A 21365-nucleotide genomic window follows, 5' to 3' on the forward strand; every position below is an offset into this window, starting at 1 on the left:
CTAAACGGCGCTGAATGCCCGTGTGGTGCGGCTTGTCAGCCCGCGTCGCCCCAGCCGCCACCGAGCGCGACGTAGAACGCGACCGTGTCCTGCAACCGCTGCGCGACCGTCTGCAGCCATGCAATCCGCGTCTGATGGTATTGCACGTCGGCGACCAGCAACTGGACGTAACCGGCGATTCCCGCGTCGTAACCGGCCTGCGTGAGCTTCAGCGCATCACGGGCCGCGGCCATCGCGCGCGCCTGCGCATCGAGCGCCGCCGCGTCGTTGGCGAGCGCGCGCAACGTGTCGGCCACCTGCGAGAACGCCGACAGGACGACCTGGCGATAGGTCGCATCGGCTTCGTCGTACGCGTCCTGCGCGGCGCGCCGCTGGTTCAGCAGCGTGCCGCCATGAAAGATCGGCGCGGTGAGCCCCGCGCCGACACTCCATGCGCGGCCGGCCGGCGCGAACAGCTTGCCGGCGACGACGCTTTCGAATCCGCCCGATGCGGACAGCGTGAGGTTCGGATAGAGCGCGGCCGTCGCGACGCCGACCTGCGCGCTGGCCACGTGCAGTTGAGCCTCGGCCTGCAGGATGTCGGGGCGGCGGCGCACCAGCGACGACGGCGCCGTGTCGGACAGGCTGGCGGGCAGTTCGATCCCGTCGAGCGACAGGTCCGGCGTGCGCCAGTCGACCGGGTAGCGGCCGGCCAGCAGCGCGAGCAGATCGTCGGCCTGCGCGCGTTTCTGGTCGAGCGCGGGCAGCGTCGCCTCGAACGACGCCCGCTGCGCTTCCAGCGTCAGCACCGCGACGTAGGCCGCCGCGCCGGCCGTCACCTGTGCGCGCGTCAGACGAATCTGCTCGTCGAGCAGGCCGATCATTTCGCGGGTCGCCGCGGCTTCGTCGCGATAGGCTGCGCGCGCGACCATCGTATTGACAACGTTCGCGGTCAGCATCAGATAGGCGCCAGCCAGCGCTTGCCGCTGCGCATCGACGTCGGCCGCGAGCGCTTCGACCTGGCGCCGTTCGCCGCCCCACAGGTCGAGCGTGTAGCTGACCGTCGCCGACAGCGTGAACAGGTTGAAGATCGACGCCGGCACCGCCTGGCCGGTGCGCAGCGGCGTGGCGCGCTGGCGCAACGCGTCGGCCTGCGCATCCACCTGCGGAAAGAAGACGCCCTGGCCGGCCCGCAGCGCGTGCTCGCTGCGCCGCAGCGTCGCTTCGGCGAGATCGAGCGTCGGGCTGCCGGTCAGCGCTTCGGCGACGGTCGAGTCGATCGCGCGGCTGCCGAAGCGCGTCCACCAGTCGCGTGTGAGCGCCGCGTCCGCCGACAACGCCTGTGTCCGGCCACCGCCGCGCCAGGAGCCGGACGCCGCGCCCGGATCGTCGGGCGGCACGAAGCGCGCGACGCGCGGCGCGGGCGGCGGGACGAAATTCGGTCCGACCGTGCATCCGGCGAGCAGCCCGGCGACGGCCAGCGCGCCGGTTCCGCGGCGCAGCGCGTGCGCGCAGCGGGCGCCGTTATTTGCCTGCGACGTAGACATCGACGATCTGCCCGGGAAACAGCCGTACATTCCTGTTCGGCACGATACGGAAAATGACCGGCAGCACGCGCACGTCGACGCGCTCGGTGCGCTGGTCGGACAGCTCGATCTTCGGCGTGACGTACGGCTGCACGCGCACGAACTGAAGATCGGCCTCGACCGACGTGCCGCGCACGAACATGTGCGCCTTCAACGCATGCAGATCGGGGAGCTGGTGGATCAGGATTTCGTCGATGTAGCAGCGCACCTGCAACCGATCGACCGGTGTGCCGAGCACCACGACCGGCGTGCTGCCGCGCGTATAGGTGTCGTACAGCCCCTGCGAGGTCAGGTAGGCCCCCACGGCCGCGTTCATCGCCAGAACGGTGCCGTCGGCCGGCGCGCGCAGCGTGTAGCGGGCGAGCAGGGCGGCCGCCGCGTCGGCCGCGCGCCGCAGCGCGATGGCCTGCGCTTCCTGGTTGCGTATGTCGTAGCTCCACGCGCCGGCTTTGGTCAGACGATACTGCCGCGTCACGACGTCCAGGTTGGCCGCCGCGACGCGCACCGCGTTCGCGGCCGTGTCGAGCGCGTCGCGGCTGACGGCTTTCGGATCGATGTCGTACGCGTGCCGCTGCTTGTCGTACTGATCCTGCGCGAGCTTCAGGCTCGCCTGTGCGGCCGTGGTCTGCGCGCTGGCCACGTCGAGCACCTCGCGGCGCGGCTGCGCCTTCAGCTCGTCGAGCAGCGCGGCTGCCGCGTCGGCCTGCGCCGCGAGCTGGGCGGCGGTCGCGCGTTGCACCGAGTCGTCGATCGTCAGCAGCGCGTCGCCGGCCTTCACCGGATCGCCGTCGTGCACGAGGATGCGCGTCACGGCGCCGGAGACGTCCGGATAGACGTTCACGTTCGCGCCGGCCGGCTGCTCGCTCTCGACGATGCCGTTCGCATAGACGCCGCGTGCGTACGGATTGGCTGCCGGCTTGAATACCGGCGGCTGCGGCGGCTCCTGGCGGCTGTAGACCCACGCGGCGACGACGCTTGCCAGGAAGCCGAGCAGGGCCGCCACGAACACGAGCCGGTGTTTCATCGTGCACCTCCGCGCTCGATACCGTTCAGCTTGCCGTCTTCCATCCGCAGGACGCGATCCGCGTACTCGAAGATCCGCGCGTCGTGCGTGACGATCACGATGCAGCGCGTGTCGTTGAGCACCTTGTGCTTGACGAAGTCGATGATCATGCGGCCCGTGTCGCCGTCGAGCGACGCGGTCGGTTCGTCGAGGATCAGCAGGTCGGGCTGGCTGACGATCGCGCGCGCGATCGCGACGCGCTGCTGTTCGCCGCCGGACAGCTTCACGGGCGGCAATTGCGCGCGGTTCGCGAGCCCGACCACGTCCAGATACGCGTGCGCTTCCTTGATCGCGTCGTCCCACGGCCGGCGCCTCAGGATCAGCGGGATCGCGACGTTCTCGGCGGTCGTGAGCCGCGGGAACAGGTGGTAGTCCTGGAACACGAAGCCGATCCGGTTCAGCCGGAAATCGGCGATCGCGTCGTTCGGCTGCGCCCACAGGTCGACACCGTCGATCGACACCGAACCGCCGTCCGGCCGCAGGATGCCGGAGATCACGCTGAGCAGCGTCGTCTTGCCGCTGCCGGACGGCCCGACGATCAGCAGCATCTCGCCGAAGTTCGCCTGCATCGACACGTCGCGCAATGCCTGCGTGCGCGCATCGCCTTCGCCGAACCACTTGCTGACGCCGCGCGCGTCGATCGCGATGCCGGCCATCGTCAGCCCCGGAAGATGTCGAACGGCTCGATGCGCAGCACGCGCCGCACGCCGAGATAGCTCGAGATCGTCGCGATCACGACCACCATCCCGAACGCGAGCAACAGGTTGCCGTACGTAACGAGCGCCGCATAGTCGGGAATCCGCAGTTTCGCGAGACTGATCATCAGCACGCACAGCCCGACGCCGATGCCGTAGCCGGTCAGCGCGGTGAACGTGGCCTGGAACAAAATCATCGCGACCAGCTCGCGGCTTTTTGCGCCGATCGCCTTCAGCGCGCCGAATTTATCCAGGTTTTCGAGGATGAACGCGTAGAACGTCTGCCCGGAAATCGACAGGCCGATGATGAAGCTGATGATCGTCATCAGCATGATGTTGGTGCCGAGCCCCGTCTCGTACTTGTAAAAACGCGAGATCTGCGCGATGAATTCGTCGCGTGTGTACGCCCGATAGCCGAGCGATTGCACGACGGCCTTGATGTGGGCGACGTCCGCATCCGACTTCGGCTCGACTAGGATGTACGAGGTCGTGAAGCGCGGCGACGGAATGTAGCGGATCGCGCGGGCGTAGGTGGTGTAAAGCGTCGGCGTGCCGAACAGGCCGCTCGCGGCGACCTTCGCGATGCCGACGATCACGCCGCGATGATCGTTCAACTCGAAATCGGTGCCGACGGACGGATTCTCGAGCTTGCGAAACTCGGGATCCTGAATCGCGATGAAGCCGTTTTCCGCGTAAATGTCCTCGATGCGGCCCTGCAGCATCGTCGGGCGGCCGAGCAGGCTGGCGTCGTCGAGGCCGACGACCGTCACGGCCTGGTACGTGCCGGAGCGCAGCTTGACGAGCGCGCCGCCGGAATAGAGCGGCACCGCATACTTGACGCCGTCGATGCTGCGCACGGCGTCGAGCACGTAGTCGGGCATGCCGATGCTGTTCGCGATCGTCTTCACGGCCGGGTCCATCACCCAGACCTTCGCGCCGATATTGATGACCGACGCCGACGACTTGTTCAGGATGCCGGCGAACAGCGACGTCATCTCGATCATCAGCAGCACCGAGAACGTGATGCCGACGGTCAGCGCGGTGAATTTCGCGCTGTCGTTGACGAGCAGCTTGAACGCGAGACGCAGAATGCCGTTCATGATCGCGAATCCAGCGCGCCCGGTCCGTGCCGCTATCGCCGGGACGCCGCCGGATCCAGTTGCGCGACGAACGCGACGATGCCTGAAACCAGCGCGATGATCGCGTATGGAACGACCGGCGCGTCGATCAGCATCGCGTGCACGACGCCCAGCAGCGAGGCGAGCGCAATGAACACGCAGAGCGTCGCAAGCGCGCTTCGGTATGGCAGACCCATCATGACGTTCTCCCGGGAAGCGGCCGCCGTGGACGGCATTGCCGTCGACGTCGCTGCCGCTGGTTGCGCAAGACATGGCGCCATGATCGCGTGCCGCGCTCCGGCACGATTGATCTGTATCAACGGACAAATTCCGGCGTCACGGGCGCGACGCGCCGATCAAGTCATCTGACCAATCGTCTTGCGGAATCGCGTCAGCGACAGCAGGAACAGCACGCAGCCGATCGCGAACAGCGCGGCGAACTGGGCCCACACCGCGTCGAGCCCGGCGCCGCGATACAGGATGCGCTGCGCGAGTTCGACGAAATGGGTGGTCGGCGCGGCCAGCATGATGTCCTGGACGACGGGCGGCATGCTTTCACGCGGCGTCAGCCCGCCCGACAGCAGTTGCAGCGGCAGCAGCACGAGGACGAGCAGCATGCCGAACTGCGGCATGCTGCGCACCAGCGTCGCGAGAAAGATCCCCATCGACGTCGTCGCGAACAGATGCAACGCCATGCCGGCCACGAACAGCGGCACGGACCCGGGAATCGGCACGTGCAGCGCGCCGCCCACGACGAACGTCAGCGACGCGACGGCCGCCGCCGCGACGACGAGCCCCATCGACCAGACCTTCGCGAGCATGATTTCCGCCGCGGTCACCGGCATGACGAGCAGATGCTCGATCGTGCCGTGCTCGCGCTCGCGAATCAGCGCGGCCCCGGTGAGGATCATCGACAGCATCGTCACGTTGTTGATCAGCTCCATCAGCGCGCCGAACCAGACTTCGTCGAGATTCGGGTTGAAGCGCATCCGCATCGCGAGATCGACGGGCGGCAAGGACGTGCCGCGATGGCGCCGCACGAAGGCATCGATCTCGCCCGCCACGATCTGCTGGACGTAACCGCCGCCGGTGAACGCCTGCGTCATGCGGGTCGCGTCGACGTTGAGCTGGACCGTCGCGTGGCGGCCGGCGAGCACGTCACGCTGGAAATCGGGCGGAATGTCGAGCGAGAACGTGTAGTCGCCGTCGTCCAGCCCGCGATCGGCCGCGCCGGCGTCGACGATCGGCGGCGGCGCGAACTGCGGCTGGAAGAACGCCGCCGCGATGCGCGCCGACAGCGGCGACGCATCCTCGTCGACGATCGCGATCGGCACCTTGTGCAGCGTTTCCGGGCGGGCGGTGGCGGCGACGTAGATCGACGCGCTGAACGTATAGACGATGAGCGCGAGCAGGATCGGGTCGCGAGCGAGGCTCCACAGTTCCTTGACCCCGAGCCGGAAAATGACGAGCAGGCGCGACATGGTCAGCGCTCCTGCTTGCGCAGCAGCACGCCGGTCATGACCAGGATGACCGGCACGGCCGCGAGCATCGGCCAGAACTGCGACGACAGGTCGGCCGGTCCGAGCGCCTTGTTGTAGACGCCGCGGCTGATCGCGAGCATGTAGGTGGCCGGATAGACGGTGCCGACCCACTTGCCGCTGCCCTCGAGCGACGACAGCGGCGTGAGCAGGCCCGAGAACTGCACGACGGGAATCAGCGTGCCGACGATCGTCATGAAGATCGCGGCGATCTGGCTGCGGGTAAACGTCGACGCGAACAGCCCGATGCCGGTGGCCACGACATTGAATATCAGCACCGCGGCCGCCAGCGTCGCGAAACTGCCCTTGATCCGCACGCCGAACACGACGTCGGCCAGCACGACCATCAGCAGGAAGTTCAGCATCGCCAGCATGACATATGGCGCCTGCTTGCCGAGCAGGAATTCGGCCCGCGTGACGGGCGTCACGTACAGGTTGACGATCGACCCGAGCTCGCGTTCCCGCACGACGGCGAGCGCCGTCAGCATCGCGGGCAGCATCAGCAGCAGCATCGGCATGATCGCCGGAATCATCGCCGGCAGACTCTTGACGTCGGGGTTGTAGCGATAGCGGATCGCGATGTCCACGGCCGGGACGAGCGACACGCCGAGCCGGCGCTTCGCCTGGTCGCGCAGCCAGTTTTCGTGCATGCCGGCCACGTAGCCGCGGATCGTCTCCGCGCGCATCGGCATCGCGCCGTCGACCCATGCGCCGATCTCCACGCGCCGGCCGCGCGCCACGTCGCGCGCGAAACCGGGCGGGATCTCGAGCGCGAGCGACAGCTGGCCGTTGCGCATGCGGCGCTCGATGTCGCGGTCGTCCGCGAGCGGCGCGCGCGGCACGAAATAGCGGGAACCGGCGAGATTCTGCGCATAGTCCTGGCTCAGGATCGACTGATCGCGATCGAGCACCGCGAACGTCAGGTTGTCGACGTCGAGGCTGATCCCGATGCTGATCACGCACATCAGCACGAGCGAGCCGAACAGCGCCAGCGTCGCGCGCAACGGGTCGCGTCGCAGTTCCAGCACTTCGCGCCACAGATAGCTGCCGGCGCGCGCCGGGCTGAACCATGCGGCCGCATGGCCGGCGCCGGCCGCAGCGCTCGGCGCGGCGAGCCAGCCGGCGTCGGAAGGGGCATCAGCCGTCGCGTCGTCCGTATCGCCCGCGTCGTCCGCTTTCTGCGCGTCGGTCAGGTAGCCGATGAACGCGTCCTCGAGCGTGGCCGCACCGCGCAGGCGCACCAGTTCCTCGGGCGCGGCGCTCGCGAGCACACGGCCCGCATGCATCAGCGAGATGCGGTCGCACCGCGCTGCCTCGTTCATGAAGTGCGTCGAAATGAAGATGGTGACGCGATCGTTGCGCGCGAGCTCGATCATCAACCGCCAGAAGTCGTCGCGCGCGACCGGGTCCACGCCCGAGGTCGGCTCGTCCAGGATCAGCAGCTCGGGCTTGTGCACCATCGCCACCGCGAGGGACAGCCGCTGCCGCATGCCGAGCGGCAGGCGCTCGGGCAGCGCGTCGAGGGCGTCCGCGAGCCCGAAGCGCTCGACCATTTCGGTCGCGCGTGCGGGCACATCCGGTTCCGGTACGCCGAACAGGCGCGCGTGCAGCACGAGGTTCTGCCGGACGGTCAGTTCGCCGTAGAGCGAAAACCCTTGCGACATGTAGCCGACGCGTCTGCGCGTGTCGATGTCGTTCGCGGCGATCGGCCGGCCGAACAGCGTCGCCGTGCCTTCCGACGCGGGCAGCAGGCCGGTGAGCATCTTCATGGTCGTCGACTTGCCGCAGCCGTTGGAGCCGAGAAAGCCGAAGATCTCGCCACGTCGGATCTGCAGGCTCACGTGGTCGACCGCGACGAAATCGCCGAACCGCATCGTCAGCGCGTCGGCCTCGATCGCGTAGCCGGCCGCCGGATCGGGCTGGAACGGTGCGATCACGACCGGCTGGTGTCCGCGCCGGCGGGCCTCCGGCAGCAACGAGATGAACGCCGCTTCCAGCGTGGCGCAACCGGTGCGTTCGAGCAGCTCGCCGGGGCTGCCGGTCGCCAGCACGCGGCCCGCGTCCATCGCGATCAGCCGGTCGAATCGCCGGGCCTCGTCCATGTACGCGGTGGCGACCAGCACGCTCATCGCCGGGCGGGCGGCGCGAATGCGTCCGATCAGGTCCCAGAACTGCGCGCGCGACAGCGGATCGACGCCGGTCGTCGGTTCGTCCAGGATCAGCAGGTCGGGGTCGTGGATCAGCGCGCAGCACAGGCCGAGCTTCTGCTTCATGCCGCCGGACAGCTTGCCGGCCGGGCGATCCAGGAACGGCTGCAGGCCGGTGCTGTGCGTCAGCGCGTCGATCCGGCGGCGGCGCTCCGCAGCATCGTGGCCGAACAGTCTCGCGAAGAACTGCAGGTTTTCCTCGACCGACAGCGTCGCGTACAGGTTCCGGCCGAGGCCTTGCGGCATGTAGGCGATGCGCCGGCATACGCGCGCGCGATGGCGACGCGACGACAGGTCGCCGTCGAGCGTCCATACGCGGCCCTGCTGGATCGCGCGCGCGCCGGACACGAGCGCGAGCAGGCTCGACTTGCCAACGCCGTCCGGCCCGATCAGCCCGATCATGCGGCCGGCGGGGATGTCGAGGGTCACGTCGTCGAGCGCGTACTTGTTGCCGTAGCGCAGCGAGACGCCCGACAGCCGGGCGACCATGCGCGGATCGCCCGACACCGGCGAACCGTCGATCGATCCGGCATCGGTCTCGACGGGCGTCGTCGCATTCATTGCGGCACCCTGATCGCGAGGCGATCCGGCCAGGCCGCGTGCGGGTCGGTCTTCAGCCAGGCGACGCCCGGCAAGCCGGTCTTCACGAGTTTCAGGTGGCGCTGTAACAGATCTCGATCGATGCGCGCCTTGACCCGGAACATCAGCTTCTGCCGCTCGGTGGCCGTCTCGACCGTCTTCGGCGTGAACTGCGCGGTGCTCGACACATACGACACGCGTGCGGGAATCACGTATTCCGGTGCCGCATCGAGCACGATCCGCACGTCGGCGCCGAGCGGCACCCGGCCGACGACCGCTTCGGGCAGGAAGAACGTCATGTAGACATCGGACAGGTCGACGACGTTGAGCACCTTGCCGCCCGCCGGCAGGACTTCGCCCGATTCGGCAATCCGGTACTGGACGCGCCCGTCGCGCGGCGACGTCAGTTCGCTGTCCGAGATGTCGGCCCGCACGCGCGCCACGGTCGCCTGCGCGGCCGTCACGGCCGAGCGCGCCGCGACGAGCTGGGCCCGCGTTGCGTCGACGGCGGCCTGGGCCGCTTCCACCTGGGCGCGCGCGGCATTCACGGTCGCGCGCAGGCTGCCGGCGCGCGCGCGATCGTCGTCCAACTCCTGCATCGACGACGCACCGTCGCGCGACAGCGTTTCGGACCGCGCGAGCCGCCGCGTGGCCGCGTCCAGCTCGCTTTCCCGTTGCACGACGACGGCCGCGGCCGCCGCCTTGTCGCTGCGGCGCTGCGCGACCTGCGCGTCGATGCTCGCCGCGGTGTTCACCGCCTGTTGCTCCCGCGCCTGTGCCTCGTCGAGCTGCGCCTGCAGGACGACGACGTCCATGCGTGCGAGCGGCTGGCCGGCCGTCACGAAGTCGCCTTCGTCGACGAGCATGGCGGTCACGCGCCCCGGCAGCTTGGTCGCGACGTCGATTTCGGTCGCCTCGATGCGGCCGTTGCCGCTGACGAGCCCCGCATCCGCCTGGCCGTCGCGCCAGCGCGTCCACCCGTAGTACGCGAGGCCGATCGCGAGCACGGCCGCACCGACACCGATCAGAAGAGGGCGCGGGATGGTTTTCATGGTGTGTTGTCCGAGTCTGTCGAAAGGGGAGCCGTTGCCGCGGCAGTCTTGCCGGTGTCGATCACGCCGCCGCCGAGCGCGCCGTACAGCGCGACGCGGCTCGACAGCAGCGCACGACGTGTCATGACCAATTGCTGCTCGGCGTTCATCAGGTCCCGTTGCGCATCGAGCACTTCGAGGAAGCGGGTTGCCCCGCTGTCGTAGCGCAGCTTCGCGAGGCGTGCCCGCTCGGCCTGCGACGCCAGCGTGGCGCGCTCGATGGCGACCTGGTCGGCGAGCCAGTGGCGCGCCGCGAGCGCATCGGACACGTCGCGGAACGCGCGCTGCAGCGTCTTCTCGTACTGCGCGAGCGCCTCGTCGCGTTGCGCATGCGAGAGCGCGAGATTCGACCGGTTGCGGCCGCCGTCGACGAGCGGCAGCGTGACGTTGGGAATCACCGACCACACGCCCGTGCCGGACGACAGCAGGTCATGCAGCGCGGTGCTGCCCGAGCCGATCGCGCTCGTCAATGCGATGCGCGGGAAGAATGCCGCGCGCGCCGCGCCGATGTTCGCGCGGGTCGCCTGCAGCTCATGCTCCGCCGCGATCACGTCCGGACGCCGGGTCAGCAGCGACGAAGGCAGGCCGGGGGCGAGCGACGGCAGCACCGCGCCGTCGTCGAGCGCGAGCGGCGTGGCGGCCAGCGCCGGCGGCGCACCGACGAGCAACGCCAGCGCATCGGCCGCCGTCGAGCGGGCTTGCTGCAACTGGACGCCGAGCGATTCCGCCTGCTGGAGCAGGATTTCCGATTGCGTCAGGTCGAGGCGCGAGATCGCGCCGGCCGCGTGACGAAGCCGGAAAATCCGCAGCGATTCGCGGCGTGTGTCGATCGTCGCGCGGGTCAGCGCGATGCGTTCGTCGATCTCGCACAGGGTCAGATACGCGTCCGCGACGCCGGTGACGACGCTCAGCGTCACCGCCTGCCGCGCCGCGTCGCTCGCGAGGTAGCGCTGGAGCGCCGCCGCTTTCAGGTTGCGCACGCGGCCCCAGAAATCGATCTCCCATTGCGTCTCGGCCAGCTGCACTTCGTAAATCTGGCCGATGACGGGCGTCGGAGTGAGGAAACCGCCCGGCGTGCGAAACCGCGCATACGCGGCGCCCGCACCGATCGTCGGCCATTGATCCGCGCTGCGGATGCCGTAGACCGCGCGCGCCTGCTCGACGCGTGCCACCGCCGCGCGCAGATCCCGGTTGTTGGCGAGCGCCTGCCCGATCAACGCGCGCAGGCGTGCGTCGACGAAGTAGGCCTGCCACTCGGGCACGGGTGCCGCCGGTGTCGCGTCGGCGGAGGGATCCGGAAAGGATGCGGGAATCGGTGCGGCGGGACGCTCGTCCGGCGGCGCAAGCGACAGGCAGCCCGACAGCAGCACCATGCCCGCCGCGAGCGCGACGGCACGCATGCGCCGCACGACGGCAGGATGAAAGCGAACGGGAGGCGCGGCAGCGCGCATGGGATGCCTCGTCGAATACGGAAATGCGGGAATACGGGATGGCGCCGCCCGCCAGGCGTCGCCGCTTCGGATTCACTTATATCCGACGATTACAGGGTTTCCCCTTGATCTGTATCACTCGGGCGGGAATGCGTTTCGAGCGGCCCCTCGCTTGACGCGCGTGTCGCAGCGTGCCTCGGCCGGGCTCGTGACGGCGTGCCGGACCGAACCACGCAAGGCCCGTCACGGCCGGTCGCCCGGCCCGGGATTGAGCAGCACGACGAACGCGAGGATGCTGGAGATCAACGTGACGATCGAGTACCTGAACACCTCCTCGTCGAACAGCATCCCGTGAACGATGCCGACCAGCGACGCAATCGCGATGAACACGCTGAGCGTCGCGAGCACGATGCGGTACTGCTTCTGGATCATGACGGTCTCCCGGAAAGCGGTGGACGTCGACGGTCGTACGAATGCGAAACGTCGCGGTTGCCGCGGTTTTCACGACGTCTGCCGATTCATGATCGCGTCGCGCGTGGTCGCACGGTTGATCTGCGTCAACAGACAAAATCGGCCATCGCCGGCCCGCCTTTGATTGATCCTCGTCAAGCCGCCGGCGCGGCCGTGCGCGATGCTGAACTGGGTGCCGCACGCATCGCTCGCCAGCTTTGCGGCCGGCACGGGCCGACGGGAGACCGACATGAAGTCCGATGCAGTACTCAAGCAGGATGTCGAGCAGGCGTTGTTCTGGAATCCGGCGATCGATGCGCGCCGGATCGACGTCGAGGTCCGCGACCGGATCGTGACGTTGCGCGGCACGGTCGACAGCTGGGCCCAGAAGCTCGAGGCGCAGAAAACGGCACTCCACGTCGCCGATGCGCGCGCGCTGGTGCTCGAACTGAATGTCGCGCCGCCGGAGAACGCGTGCGCGGACCAGGAACTGGCGATCGCGATCACGTTCGCGCTCGGATGGCAGGAGGCGTTGCGCGATCACAAGATCGGCGTCGAGGTCGATCACGGCTGCGTGACGCTCGACGGCGAAGTCGATCATGCGTATCAGAGCCGCGCGGCGGAAGCGATGGTGAGCCGGATGATCGGCGTCGTCGGCGTGGCGAACCGCATCCGGGTGCGCGCCGACCATACGGTGCCGGACGTCGGCGCCCGGATCGCCGAGGCGCTTGCGCGCCGCGCGCAGCGCGAAACCGCGGGAATCTCGATCGACGCCACCGACGGCATCGTCACGCTGACGGGCACGGTCGCGTCGCTGGCCGAACGGCGCGCCGCATGCGGCGCGGCGGGGTCGGTGAGGGGCGTCAGGCAGGTCGTCGACCGGCTGACCGTTGCCTGACCGGCTTGCACGTGCTGTCTACTACCAGGAGAAACAGCGATGAACCGTCCGCATACCGGCCCCGGCCGAAACCATCTGCGCCGCGACAAGCGCATGCAGCCGCATACGAAAGACAGTTACCGTGATCCGAAGCGGCCGACGAGCGACCGCATCTGCGAAGGCTGCGGCGCGGTCTGCGAAGCGGGCCGCTGGACCTGGTCCGCGACCGCGCTCGACCGGCGCCAGCTCGAATGCCCAGCCTGCAAGCGCATGCGGGAAAACGTGCCAGCGGGCGAGCTGGTGTTGCGCGGCGAGTATCTGCGCGCGCACCGCTCGACGATTCTCGAGCTGCTCGAGCGTCAGGCCGATCTGGAGACGAGCGAGCACGCGCTCGAACGCATCATGGACATCGAGAAATCCGCCGATTCGCTGATCGTTCGAACGACGGGCGTGCATATGGTCCGTCGCCTCGGCGAAGCGTTGCTGCATGCACACCACGGCGATCTCGCGATCAACTATCGCGACGGCGAGGACGTGCTGCGAGCGCACTGGAAGCGCGACGACGCGTGAGCGGCGGCGGTCCGCCGGGCAGGTTCGATCCCATGAAAAAATCATTCGACTACTCCGGGTTGCTGATCCCGATCGCGTTCGCCGTGCTGGTCGCGGTTCAACTGCTGGCGCGCCAGCCGGCGGCGACGTCGATTTCCTACAGCGATTTTCACCACCTGGTGGACGCACGGCTCGTCGACGATCTCGAGATCGGCCAAACGTCGATCTCGGGCACGCTGCGCATGCCGCAGGCCGGCGCCGCGCTGCCCGCGTCCGACGCGGCCGAGGTGAAGGAGATCGGCCCGCCGTGGCGCTTCACGACGAACCGGGTGAGCGACGAAGGCCTGGTCGCCGCGCTGACGGCCGCCGGAATTCGCTACCGCGGCGCGACGGATACGGGCTGGATCGGGACGCTCGCGTCCTGGATCTTCCCGTTGATCGGCTTCGTCGTGATCTGGAGTTTCATGATGCGACGGCCGGGCGGGATGCGGGACCTGAGCGGCATGGGCAAAAGCCGCGCCCGCGTGTACATGCAGAAGGAAACCGGCATCACGTTCGACGATATCGCGGGCATCGACGAGGCGAAGGCCGAGTTGCAGCAGATCGTCGCGTTCCTGCGCAACCCCGAACGCTACCAGCGGCTCGGCGGCAAGATCCCGAAGGGCGTGCTGATCGTCGGTGCGCCCGGCACCGGCAAGACGCTGCTGGCGCGTGCGGTCGCCGGCGAGGCCGCGGTGCCGTTCTTCACGATCAGCGGCTCGGCGTTTGTCGAGATGTTCGTCGGCGTCGGCGCGGCGCGTGTGCGCGATCTCTTCGAGCAGGCGCAGCAGAGCGCGCCGTGCATCGTGTTCATCGACGAACTCGATGCGCTCGGCAAGGCGCGCGGCGTCGGCCTGATGTCGGGCAACGACGAGCGCGAGCAGACGCTCAACCAGTTGCTCGTCGAGATGGACGGCTTTCAGGCCAATTCGGGCGTCATCATCATGGCCGCGACCAACCGGCCGGAGATCCTGGATCCCGCGCTGCTGCGCCCCGGGCGTTTCGACCGTCACATCGCGATCGACCGGCCGGACCTGACCGGACGCAAGCAGATCCTGGCCGTGCATACGAAGCGCGTGAAGCTCGCGCCGGAAGTCGATCTGGCCGAGCTGGCGCAGCGCACGCCGGGCTTCGTCGGCGCCGATCTCGCGAACGTCGTCAACGAAGCCGCGTTGCATGCGGCCGAACTGGGCAAGCCCGCGATCGGGATGGCCGATTTCGACGAAGCCATCGATCGCGCGATGACCGGCATGGAGCGCAAGAGCCGCGTGATGAACGAACAGGAAAAGCGGACCATCGCGTATCACGAGTCGGGGCATGCGCTCGTCGCGCAAAGCCGCGCGCACTGCGACCCCGTGAAGAAGGTGTCGATCATCCCGCGCGGAATCGCGGCGCTCGGTTACACGCAGCAGGTGCCGACCGAGGATCGCTACGTGCTGCGCAGGAGCGAATTGCTCGACCGGCTCGACGTGTTGCTCGGCGGGCGGGTGGCCGAGGAAATCGCGTTCGGCGACGTGTCGACGGGCGCGCAGAACGATCTCGAACGCGCGACCGCGCTGGCGCGCCACATGGTGATGCAGTACGGGATGAGCGAGAAGGTCGGCCTCGCGACGCTCGACGACGGCGCACGCCAGGGCGGGGCGCCAGGCGTGTGGACGCCGGGCGACGGTCACTGCAGCGAGCACACGGCGCAACTGATCGACGAAGAGGTGCGCGCGCTGCTCGAGGATGCGCATGCGCGAGTCACGGCGACGCTCGGCGCGCACCGCGATGCGCTTGAACGGATCGCGTGCAGCTTGCTGCAACACGAATCGATCGATCACGACATGCTGGTGGCGCTCATCGCGCCGCCGGACGATGCCGGCGACACACCCCGGCCGGCGGAAGCCGACTCGGAAACGACCACGGGCGTCTCCGCCTGAAGAAACGACCGCCGCGATCGCGCCGGACGCCTGCCGCGCCGGCCATCGCATCGTTCAACAGCCGATGCAGACCGGGCCGTCGCGCCGCGCGCGCGCCGCGTCATCGGTCACGACCGACGCGAGCCGCGGATCCGGCCGAAAAACCGTGATGCCCTTGAGCCCGTCGCGCCACGCCTGGAAGAACAACGCGTCGACCTCCGCGAGCGAACACTGGCCGGGCATCGTCACGGTCTTCGAGATGCCGGCGTCGACGCACGGCTGCAGCGCCGCGAGCATCGCGACATGATCTGCCGGCGCGATTTCCGCGGCCGTGACGAAATAGCCCGGCAGCTTGACGGTCTCGCCATGCAGCGCGCGGAACAGCCGGTAAGCGTGATTCTCCGCACGAAACGGCTGGACCTGCCCGTCGGCGGTGCGGACCATGCGACGCTGCGTCCAGCCGACGGCCGGCTCGATCCCGTTCGAACAGTTGTCGCAGAACGCGAGGCTCACGCTGCCGGCCGGTGCGAACGACAGCAGATGGCTGTTGCGCAGCCCGTGCCGCGCGATCGCGTGATGCACCTTCAGCGGCAACAGCGTGCGAGACGCGGGGCCGGTCAGATAGGCGGCCGGGTCGTAGGCCGGAAACACGCCGCGCTCGGCGGCAAGCGCGGCCGACGCGGAAAACGCATGCTCACGCATCGTCAGCACGATCCCGCGTGCGAGCGTGCGTGCTTCCGCGCTGTCGTAGCGCAGCCGCAGCATCGTCAGCGCGTCGGCCAGCCCGGTCACGCCGACCCCGATGCGCCGTGTCCGCTGCGCCTCGTGCTCGTGCGCGGCGAGCGGCCACGCGGTCAGGTCGAGCACGTTGTCGAGCATGCGGACCTGGATGCGCACCGCGTCGGCGAGCGTCGCGAAATCGAAGCGCGGCTTCCCGTCGACGCCGAACGGGTAAAGAACGAACCGCGACAGGTCGATCGGCCCGAGCACGCAGCTGCCGTACGGCGGCAGCGGTTGTTCGCCGCACGGGTTCGTCGCGTCGATCCGCTCGTGCTCGCGCAGCGGATTCGCGTCGCGGATCGTGTCGAGGAACAGCAACCCCGGTTCGGCGCTGTCGCGCGCGGCGTTGACGATCTCGTGCCAGAGCGTGCGGGCCGGCACCGTCGCGTAAAGGTAACGTCCGTCCGGCCGCCGGGGCGTTGCGGCGGAAGCGGAGGCGGGCGGCGCATGATGAACGAGCGCCCACGGCAGGTCGTGCCGGACCGCCTCCATGAACGCGTCCGTGACGCCGACCGACAGGTTGAACGTCGGCCAGCGCGAGCGTCCGCGCTTGGCCGCGACGAATGCGACGAGGTCCGGATGATCGCAGCGCAGCACACCCATTTGCGCGCCCCGGCGCGGGCCGGTGAACGGCAGCGCCCGACACATCGCATCGAAGCGGTCGATCGCCGCGCATGCGCCGCGCCCGGATGACAGGCGCCGTTCGTAAGCGTCGGCGGGCGGCACCGGCGAGAAGTCGTAGCCGATTCCGCCGCCCATCAGCAGCGTGACCCGTGCCTCGTCGAGCGCCTGCGCGAGCGCCGTGTCGACGGCCTGCACGGGGGTGTCGACCGGAATCGCGAGCGGATGGACGAAGCAATTGATCATCGTGCCGCCGTTGTCCGCGCCGGCATTCGCGAGGATGCGGCCCGCGCCGATCGCGCCACGCTGCAGGTTCACGAAGAACGCGCGCTCCGCCTGCGCACGGCGCTCGGCCGGCTCGGCGAGCGACAGCGCACGCGCGACGCGATGGAAGACGGCCGCGCGAGACGTTTCGCCGGGTTGCGCATAGCGTTCGGCAAACACGGTGGTGCACAGCGGCTGCTCATCCATGGCGGGGCTCGGCGACGATGAATGATTCACTGTAAGAGCCTGCCCGAACGTGTCGTTGATCGAGCGCAACCGGGCACCTTCGCGACATCGCTTGACGGCGGTCAACGCCGCGACCGGCGTCGAACGTAAGGTGGAGCCACGGCCGGCGCGCGGCGGTTGCCCGCGAATCGCCGCGCCGGCGTCCGTCGCGCCAGCCATCGACTGCGAACCACGCACCATGACCGATATCGTTACCGTTACCTTGAATCCGGCCGTCGATGTCGCGACGTCCGTCGAGCACATCGTCGACACGCACAAGCTGCGCTGCGCACGGCCGCGGCGCGACCCCGGCGGCGGCGGGATCAACGTCGCCCGAACCATTCACCGCCTCGGAGGCGACTGCGTCGCGCTGTACCTGGCCGGCGGGCCGACCGGCGACGTGTTGACGCTGCTGCTCGAAGCCGAGCGCCTGCCGGCGGTGCGCATCCGGATCGCCGGCGAGACGCGCGAGAACGTCTGCGTGACCGAGACCGCGACCGGGCGCGAATACCGGTTCCTGATGCCGGGGCCGATGGTCACCGAGGCCGAGTGGCGCGACTGCGCCGCCCGCATCGACGCGATGCAACCGGCGCCGCGCTACCTCGTGCTGAGCGGCAGCCTGCCGCCCGGCGCGCCCGACGACCTGTATGCGACGCTCGCGCGGACCGCCCGTGCAAGGGGCAGCCGGGTGGTCGTCGATGCGGCGGGCAGGGCGCTGCAAGCGGCCCTCGAGGCCGGCGTTCATCTCGTGAAGCCCAGTCTCGGCGAACTGAGCGCGCTGGCCGGCGAACCGCTCGACGACACGTCGGCATGCCGGAAGGCCAGCGAACTCGTCGCGCGAGGGCAAGCCGACATCGTCGCGTTGACGCTCGGCGCGCGCGGCGCATGGGTCGTCACGCGCGACGGCGCGCTGCGCCTGCCCGGCAGGCCGGCAGCGGTATGCAGCACGGTCGGCGCCGGCGACAGTTTCGTCGGCGGCATGGTCTGGGCGCTGGCGCGCGGCGTGCCGTTCGACGAAGCGTGCCGCTATGCGCTGGCGGCATCGGCCGCGTCGGTCGAGCACCCGGGGACGGCGCTATGCACGCGCGAGGACGTCGAGCGGATTCATGCCGAACTGGTTGCGCAGGCAAGCTGACGGCCACGCGGTGTGACGCGTGCACGATCGCGTCGACGCACGATCGATCGTTGATCTGGCTCAGCGGTTTTCGTGCCGCGATCGAGAAAAATGGGGCAGCCATTCCACGAGACCCGCCATGGCCTTTCGCCTGATCGCCTGCTTGCTCCTGTTGTCGTGTATGCCGCCGGCTTCGTCCGCCGACGTCGCGACCGTCGATTCGCCATCGCAGCGTGTGCTGATCCTGGTCTACCACCGGTTCGCCACCGCGCAACTGGATTCGATGACGGTCCGTACCGAGACGTTCCGCCACCAGCTGCAGGCGATCGAGGCGAACGGCTACCGCATCGTGCCGCTCGCCGACGTCGTGCGCTGGCATGGCGGCCAGGCCGATGCCGTGCCGGCGCGCGCGGTCGCGATCACCGTCGACGACGGTCATCGCTCCGTCTACGACGTGCTGCGCCCGTTGCTGGTCGCCCATCCGATGCCGGTCACGCTGTTCATCTATCCGTCGGCCATCTCCAACGCCAGCTATGCGATGACATGGGACCAGTTGCGCACGCTCGGGCAGTCCGGCGGCGTCGACATCGAGTCCCACACGTACTGGCATCCGAATTTCCGCACCGAACGCGCCCGACTCACGCCGGACGACTACCTGCGCTTCGTGTCGTTCCAGTTGAGCCGGTCGCGCGAACGGCTCGAATCCGAAACCGGCCAGCCGGTCCGGATGCTGGCCTGGCCGTTCGGCGTCCATGATGCGCAGACCGACCAGCTGGCCGCTCGCGAGGGCTACGTGGCGGCCTTCACGCTCGATGCGCGCCCCGTTCGTGTCACCGACCCGGCCATGGCGCTGCCGCGCTATCTGATGACGGACGCCTGCGACACACGATGCATGAATGGATTGTTGAGAACCGCCGGGGGGAAGCCGTGATTGCACGTCTGATCGTCTGTCTGCTCGTGTCGCTCGCCGGATTCGCCGCCCGGGCGGCGCCCGTCACGATCACCGTCGTCGATGCGACGAACGGGCACCCGCTCGCCGGCGCGATCGGCCACGCGGCGGGTGCGAACCGGACCGCGGATCGCGACGGCGCGTTTTCAATCGAGATCGACGCGGCGGGTGCACGCCTGAGCGTGCGTGCGCCGGGCTACGCGCGAACCGAAGTCACGCTGGCACCCGCCGCCGGCGCACAGACGATCCGCATGACACCGGTGCGGCCGAAAGCCGTCTATCTGTCCGCTTACGGCGTCGCGGACCGCACGCTGCGCGAGGCGGCGCTGTCCCTCCAGGACAAGACGGCAATCAACGCGCTCGTCATCGACGTGAAGGGAGACAGCGGCGTGACGCCGTATCGCAGCCTGGCGCGTGAGATCTCCGGCGCCGCGAACAATGTCGCCGGCGCCATCGTTCGTCCGCCCGATCTGCCGGACCTGTTGCGGACGTTCCACGCGCGCGGCCTTTACCTGATCGCGCGCATCGTCGTGTTCAAGGACGACCCGCTGGCTCGCGCGCATCCCGAGTGGGCCGTGCGCGATGCGGCCGGCGAGATCTGGCAGGACCGCGAGCATCAGCGCTGGATCGACCCGACGTCGCACGCGGCCTGGCAACACAATTACGACGTCGCCGAAGAGGCGGCACGCATGGGTTTCGACGAAATCCAGTTCGACTACCTGCGTTTTCCCGACGCCAACGGCCTCCGGTTCGCCGAGGCGAATACCGAGGCGAACCGGGTCGCGGCGATCTCGGGATTCCTGACCGGCGCGCGGGAACGGCTGCGTCCGTACAACCTCTACGTGTCGGCCGACATCTTCGGGTACGTCTGCTGGAACACCGACGACACCGCGATCGGACAGCGGCTCGACGCGCTCGGACCGGTTGTCGACTACGTGTCGCCGATGCTGTATCCGTCCGGCTTCACGTGGGGCCTGCCCGGTTGCCGGAAGCCGACCGAGCATCCGGGCGAGATCGTTTCGCGGTCGCTGGCCGAGGCGAAGCGCCGGACCGGAATGGACGGGGTCCGGTTTCGGCCGTGGCTCCAGGCGTTTCGCGACTATGCGTTCGACCACCGGCCGTTCGATGCCGACGAGATCCGCGCGCAGGTCGACGCGGCCGATGCGGCGGGCACGGACGGCTGGATGCTGTGGAACCCGCGCAATCGCTACGATCCTGCCGATTTGCCGCGCTGAGCGGCAGGTGCGGACCGGCGAGAACATGTAGGCGTCCGATCGATCATGCCGTGGAATGACGAGCGTTATCCGCCTTCGATGCGGAATCTGCCGCCGCCGGTTCGCGGCAAGGCGATCGAGATTGCCAACGCGCTGCTGCGTCAGGGGCGCACCGAGGGCAGCGCGATCCGCATCGCGATTGCGCAGGCGAAACGGTGGGGGCGTGCGCATGCCGTTTTTCGTGGCTGCGGGTGAGGTGTCGTGTTCGAATCGTGTCGAATACACGCGTCTTCAGGGCACTCGCTTCTGCTGATGCGATGGCCTGTTCTCCGCTGTCGCTTGCGATACCCGATCAATCTCTGAAAAGTCGGGCTCGCCTTCGAGATACCGGACGCAGCGCCATGCTCGCGCCGGCACACCCTCCATTTAGGACGATTCTTATATTCGCGGACTCGCCATCTCATCAGAATTGCCGGATGAGCGATGCGTTGCAGGTCAACGGTATCCGATCGACGTTGATGAATTGGCAGAGATATGCCCGTGCTTCACGGACGATTTGATCCTTTACTGCTGCGTCAAGTTGGTGACGTCATGGCAGTTTGATCGATATAGGGCATGAAGTGAATCTCATGTCGACATCCTGGCATCGAGTGGTTTCACGCGTGGCTCATCTCATGCAGCGAGCAATGCGAAATCATTGTTCGTCTCGACGGCAAGCAACGATCCATTGGCCTTGCTCGGCGAGCTTCGGAATTCCAGAGCGGAATGGTTCCGTGCCGATGTGACGTCGAAAATCGATTGTTCACACGATTTGTCACGAGCGGATTTGTATTGATAAATCCGAAGGTATGAATCGGATATCGCTCGGATGACGATCGGGGTTACTCCGTTCCGTCTCAGCGAGGCGATCGGCGCCATGCGGATCAGATCCGCAATTCGGACAACCGAATGATGCAGCGAGTTCGTAGCGCGATCACGCTCGATTCTCGGCGCACGATGTAATTCCATCCGGTCATGCACAGCCACCTCGATTGCTCGACTCGTACGCGAAGCGGGTCGCGATTGGTGCTGCCGAAGCAGCGGACCCGGACCCGGA

Annotated in this window: 18 protein-coding genes; 7 read left to right on the forward strand and 11 right to left on the reverse strand. The window is 68.3% G+C overall.

Annotated features, from left to right (window positions below; genetic code table 11):
- Positions 1 to 35 precede the first annotated feature (35 nt).
- From HWX25_RS15610 to HWX25_RS15655, 10 genes are all read right to left on the reverse strand, one after another.
- A complete protein-coding gene (locus tag HWX25_RS15610) occupies positions 36 to 1526 on the reverse strand; it encodes an efflux transporter outer membrane subunit (RefSeq protein ID WP_244135256.1) in 1491 nt (496 codons plus the stop codon).
- On the reverse strand, positions 1504 to 2589 hold the full coding sequence (locus HWX25_RS15615) for a biotin/lipoyl-binding protein (RefSeq protein WP_059542059.1): 1086 nt from the start codon (positions 2587 to 2589) through the stop codon (positions 1504 to 1506). The genes HWX25_RS15610 and HWX25_RS15615 overlap by 23 nt, the downstream gene beginning before the upstream one ends.
- Positions 2586 to 3290: an ABC transporter ATP-binding protein gene (locus HWX25_RS15620; RefSeq protein ID WP_175909062.1), complete on the reverse strand. Its 705-nt coding sequence runs from the start codon at positions 3288 to 3290 to the stop codon at positions 2586 to 2588. The genes HWX25_RS15615 and HWX25_RS15620 overlap by 4 nt, the downstream gene beginning before the upstream one ends.
- Positions 3287 to 4423, reverse strand: a complete 1137-nt coding sequence (locus HWX25_RS15625) for an ABC transporter permease (RefSeq protein WP_175909028.1) — start codon at positions 4421 to 4423, stop codon at positions 3287 to 3289. The genes HWX25_RS15620 and HWX25_RS15625 overlap by 4 nt, the downstream gene beginning before the upstream one ends.
- Positions 4424 to 4455: 32 nt before the next feature.
- Positions 4456 to 4641 (reverse strand): DUF2964 family protein, encoded by a 186-nt coding sequence (locus HWX25_RS15630; protein ID WP_059536579.1) that lies wholly within the window; start codon positions 4639 to 4641, stop codon positions 4456 to 4458.
- A gap of 156 nt (positions 4642 to 4797) precedes the next feature.
- Positions 4798 to 5922 (reverse strand): ABC transporter permease, encoded by a 1125-nt coding sequence (locus HWX25_RS15635; protein ID WP_175909029.1) that lies wholly within the window; start codon positions 5920 to 5922, stop codon positions 4798 to 4800.
- Between the two features lie 2 nt (positions 5923 to 5924).
- The gene (gene rbbA, locus HWX25_RS15640) at positions 5925 to 8747 is read right to left on the reverse strand and encodes a ribosome-associated ATPase/putative transporter RbbA (protein ID WP_279610117.1); all 2823 of its coding nucleotides are present in this window, start codon (positions 8745 to 8747) and stop codon (positions 5925 to 5927) included.
- Complete coding sequence (locus HWX25_RS15645) at positions 8744 to 9817, reverse strand: HlyD family efflux transporter periplasmic adaptor subunit (RefSeq protein ID WP_175909030.1); 1074 nt, start codon at positions 9815 to 9817, stop codon at positions 8744 to 8746. The genes rbbA and HWX25_RS15645 overlap by 4 nt, the downstream gene beginning before the upstream one ends.
- Positions 9814 to 11256, reverse strand: a complete 1443-nt coding sequence (locus HWX25_RS15650; RefSeq protein WP_244135257.1) for an efflux transporter outer membrane subunit — start codon at positions 11254 to 11256, stop codon at positions 9814 to 9816. Before HWX25_RS15650 ends, HWX25_RS15645 begins: the two co-directional genes overlap by 4 nt.
- 273 nt (positions 11257 to 11529) lie before the next feature.
- Positions 11530 to 11718, reverse strand: coding sequence for a DUF2964 family protein (locus HWX25_RS15655; protein ID WP_059816764.1), 189 nt, complete (start codon positions 11716 to 11718; stop codon positions 11530 to 11532).
- Positions 11719 to 11986: 268 nt separating this feature from the next.
- Between HWX25_RS15655 and HWX25_RS15660 the strand changes: the two genes are divergently transcribed.
- Genes HWX25_RS15660 through ftsH form a run of 3 tightly spaced genes read left to right on the forward strand, consistent with a single transcriptional unit; the run spans position 11987 to position 15123 of the window.
- Entirely contained in the window at positions 11987 to 12634 is a 648-nt protein-coding gene (locus HWX25_RS15660; RefSeq protein WP_059537371.1) for a BON domain-containing protein, read from the forward strand.
- 39 nt (positions 12635 to 12673) lie between these two features.
- Positions 12674 to 13183, forward strand: a complete 510-nt coding sequence (locus tag HWX25_RS15665; RefSeq protein WP_175909032.1) for a BCAM0308 family protein — start codon at positions 12674 to 12676, stop codon at positions 13181 to 13183.
- A gap of 32 nt (positions 13184 to 13215) precedes the next feature.
- On the forward strand, positions 13216 to 15123 hold the full coding sequence (ftsH, locus tag HWX25_RS15670; protein ID WP_175909033.1) for an ATP-dependent zinc metalloprotease FtsH: 1908 nt from the start codon (positions 13216 to 13218) through the stop codon (positions 15121 to 15123).
- Positions 15124 to 15177: 54 nt separating this feature from the next.
- Here the strand turns inward: ftsH and HWX25_RS15675 are convergent, their stop codons facing one another.
- A complete protein-coding gene (locus HWX25_RS15675; RefSeq protein WP_175909034.1) occupies positions 15178 to 16974 on the reverse strand; it encodes an adenosylcobalamin-dependent ribonucleoside-diphosphate reductase in 1797 nt (598 codons plus the stop codon).
- A 217-nt stretch (positions 16975 to 17191) separates the two neighbouring features.
- On the opposite strand from HWX25_RS15675, the gene HWX25_RS15680 reads away from it, so the two are divergent.
- The 4 genes from HWX25_RS15680 to HWX25_RS15695 all read left to right on the forward strand — a co-directional run bounded on the left by HWX25_RS15680 (position 17192) and on the right by HWX25_RS15695 (position 20524).
- Positions 17192 to 18127 (forward strand): 1-phosphofructokinase family hexose kinase, encoded by a 936-nt coding sequence (locus HWX25_RS15680; RefSeq protein ID WP_059542047.1) that lies wholly within the window; start codon positions 17192 to 17194, stop codon positions 18125 to 18127.
- Positions 18128 to 18245: 118 nt separating this feature from the next.
- Positions 18246 to 19037, forward strand: a complete 792-nt coding sequence (locus HWX25_RS15685; RefSeq protein ID WP_175909035.1) for a polysaccharide deacetylase family protein — start codon at positions 18246 to 18248, stop codon at positions 19035 to 19037.
- Entirely contained in the window at positions 19034 to 20290 is a 1257-nt protein-coding gene (locus tag HWX25_RS15690) for a putative glycoside hydrolase (protein WP_175909036.1), read from the forward strand. The genes HWX25_RS15685 and HWX25_RS15690 overlap by 4 nt, the downstream gene beginning before the upstream one ends.
- Before the next feature lie 45 nt (positions 20291 to 20335).
- Positions 20336 to 20524, forward strand: coding sequence for a hypothetical protein (locus HWX25_RS15695; protein WP_175909037.1), 189 nt, complete (start codon positions 20336 to 20338; stop codon positions 20522 to 20524).
- The last annotated feature ends 841 nt before the right edge of the window (positions 20525 to 21365 follow it).

It is taken from the genome of Burkholderia sp. BCC1640 (assembly GCF_902833125.1).
Taxonomy (GTDB): domain Bacteria; phylum Pseudomonadota; class Gammaproteobacteria; order Burkholderiales; family Burkholderiaceae; genus Burkholderia; species Burkholderia diffusa.

What these genes read in the sequence shown, in the direction of transcription:
- HWX25_RS15615 (WP_059542059.1), bottom strand. Translation starts at nt 2,589, where the DNA reads ATGAAACACCGGCTCGTGTTCGTGGCGGCCCTGCTCGGCTTCCTGGCA.
- HWX25_RS15635 (WP_175909029.1), bottom strand. Translation starts at nt 5,922, where the DNA reads ATGTCGCGCCTGCTCGTCATTTTCCGGCTCGGGGTCAAGGAACTGTGG.
- HWX25_RS15625 (WP_175909028.1), bottom strand. Translation starts at nt 4,423, where the DNA reads ATGAACGGCATTCTGCGTCTCGCGTTCAAGCTGCTCGTCAACGACAGC.
- HWX25_RS15685 (WP_175909035.1), top strand. Translation starts at nt 18,246, where the DNA reads ATGGCCTTTCGCCTGATCGCCTGCTTGCTCCTGTTGTCGTGTATGCCG.
- ftsH (WP_175909033.1), top strand. Translation starts at nt 13,216, where the DNA reads ATGAAAAAATCATTCGACTACTCCGGGTTGCTGATCCCGATCGCGTTC.
- HWX25_RS15675 (WP_175909034.1), bottom strand. Translation starts at nt 16,974, where the DNA reads ATGGATGAGCAGCCGCTGTGCACCACCGTGTTTGCCGAACGCTATGCG.
- HWX25_RS15660 (WP_059537371.1), top strand. Translation starts at nt 11,987, where the DNA reads ATGAAGTCCGATGCAGTACTCAAGCAGGATGTCGAGCAGGCGTTGTTC.
- HWX25_RS15665 (WP_175909032.1), top strand. Translation starts at nt 12,674, where the DNA reads ATGAACCGTCCGCATACCGGCCCCGGCCGAAACCATCTGCGCCGCGAC.
- rbbA (WP_279610117.1), bottom strand. Translation starts at nt 8,747, where the DNA reads ATGAATGCGACGACGCCCGTCGAGACCGATGCCGGATCGATCGACGGT.
- HWX25_RS15630 (WP_059536579.1), bottom strand. Translation starts at nt 4,641, where the DNA reads ATGATGGGTCTGCCATACCGAAGCGCGCTTGCGACGCTCTGCGTGTTC.
- HWX25_RS15645 (WP_175909030.1), bottom strand. Translation starts at nt 9,817, where the DNA reads ATGAAAACCATCCCGCGCCCTCTTCTGATCGGTGTCGGTGCGGCCGTG.
- HWX25_RS15695 (WP_175909037.1), top strand. Translation starts at nt 20,336, where the DNA reads ATGCCGTGGAATGACGAGCGTTATCCGCCTTCGATGCGGAATCTGCCG.
- HWX25_RS15650 (WP_244135257.1), bottom strand. Translation starts at nt 11,256, where the DNA reads ATGCGTGCCGTCGCGCTCGCGGCGGGCATGGTGCTGCTGTCGGGCTGC.
- HWX25_RS15610 (WP_244135256.1), bottom strand. Translation starts at nt 1,526, where the DNA reads ATGTCTACGTCGCAGGCAAATAACGGCGCCCGCTGCGCGCACGCGCTG.
- HWX25_RS15655 (WP_059816764.1), bottom strand. Translation starts at nt 11,718, where the DNA reads ATGATCCAGAAGCAGTACCGCATCGTGCTCGCGACGCTCAGCGTGTTC.
- HWX25_RS15680 (WP_059542047.1), top strand. Translation starts at nt 17,192, where the DNA reads ATGACCGATATCGTTACCGTTACCTTGAATCCGGCCGTCGATGTCGCG.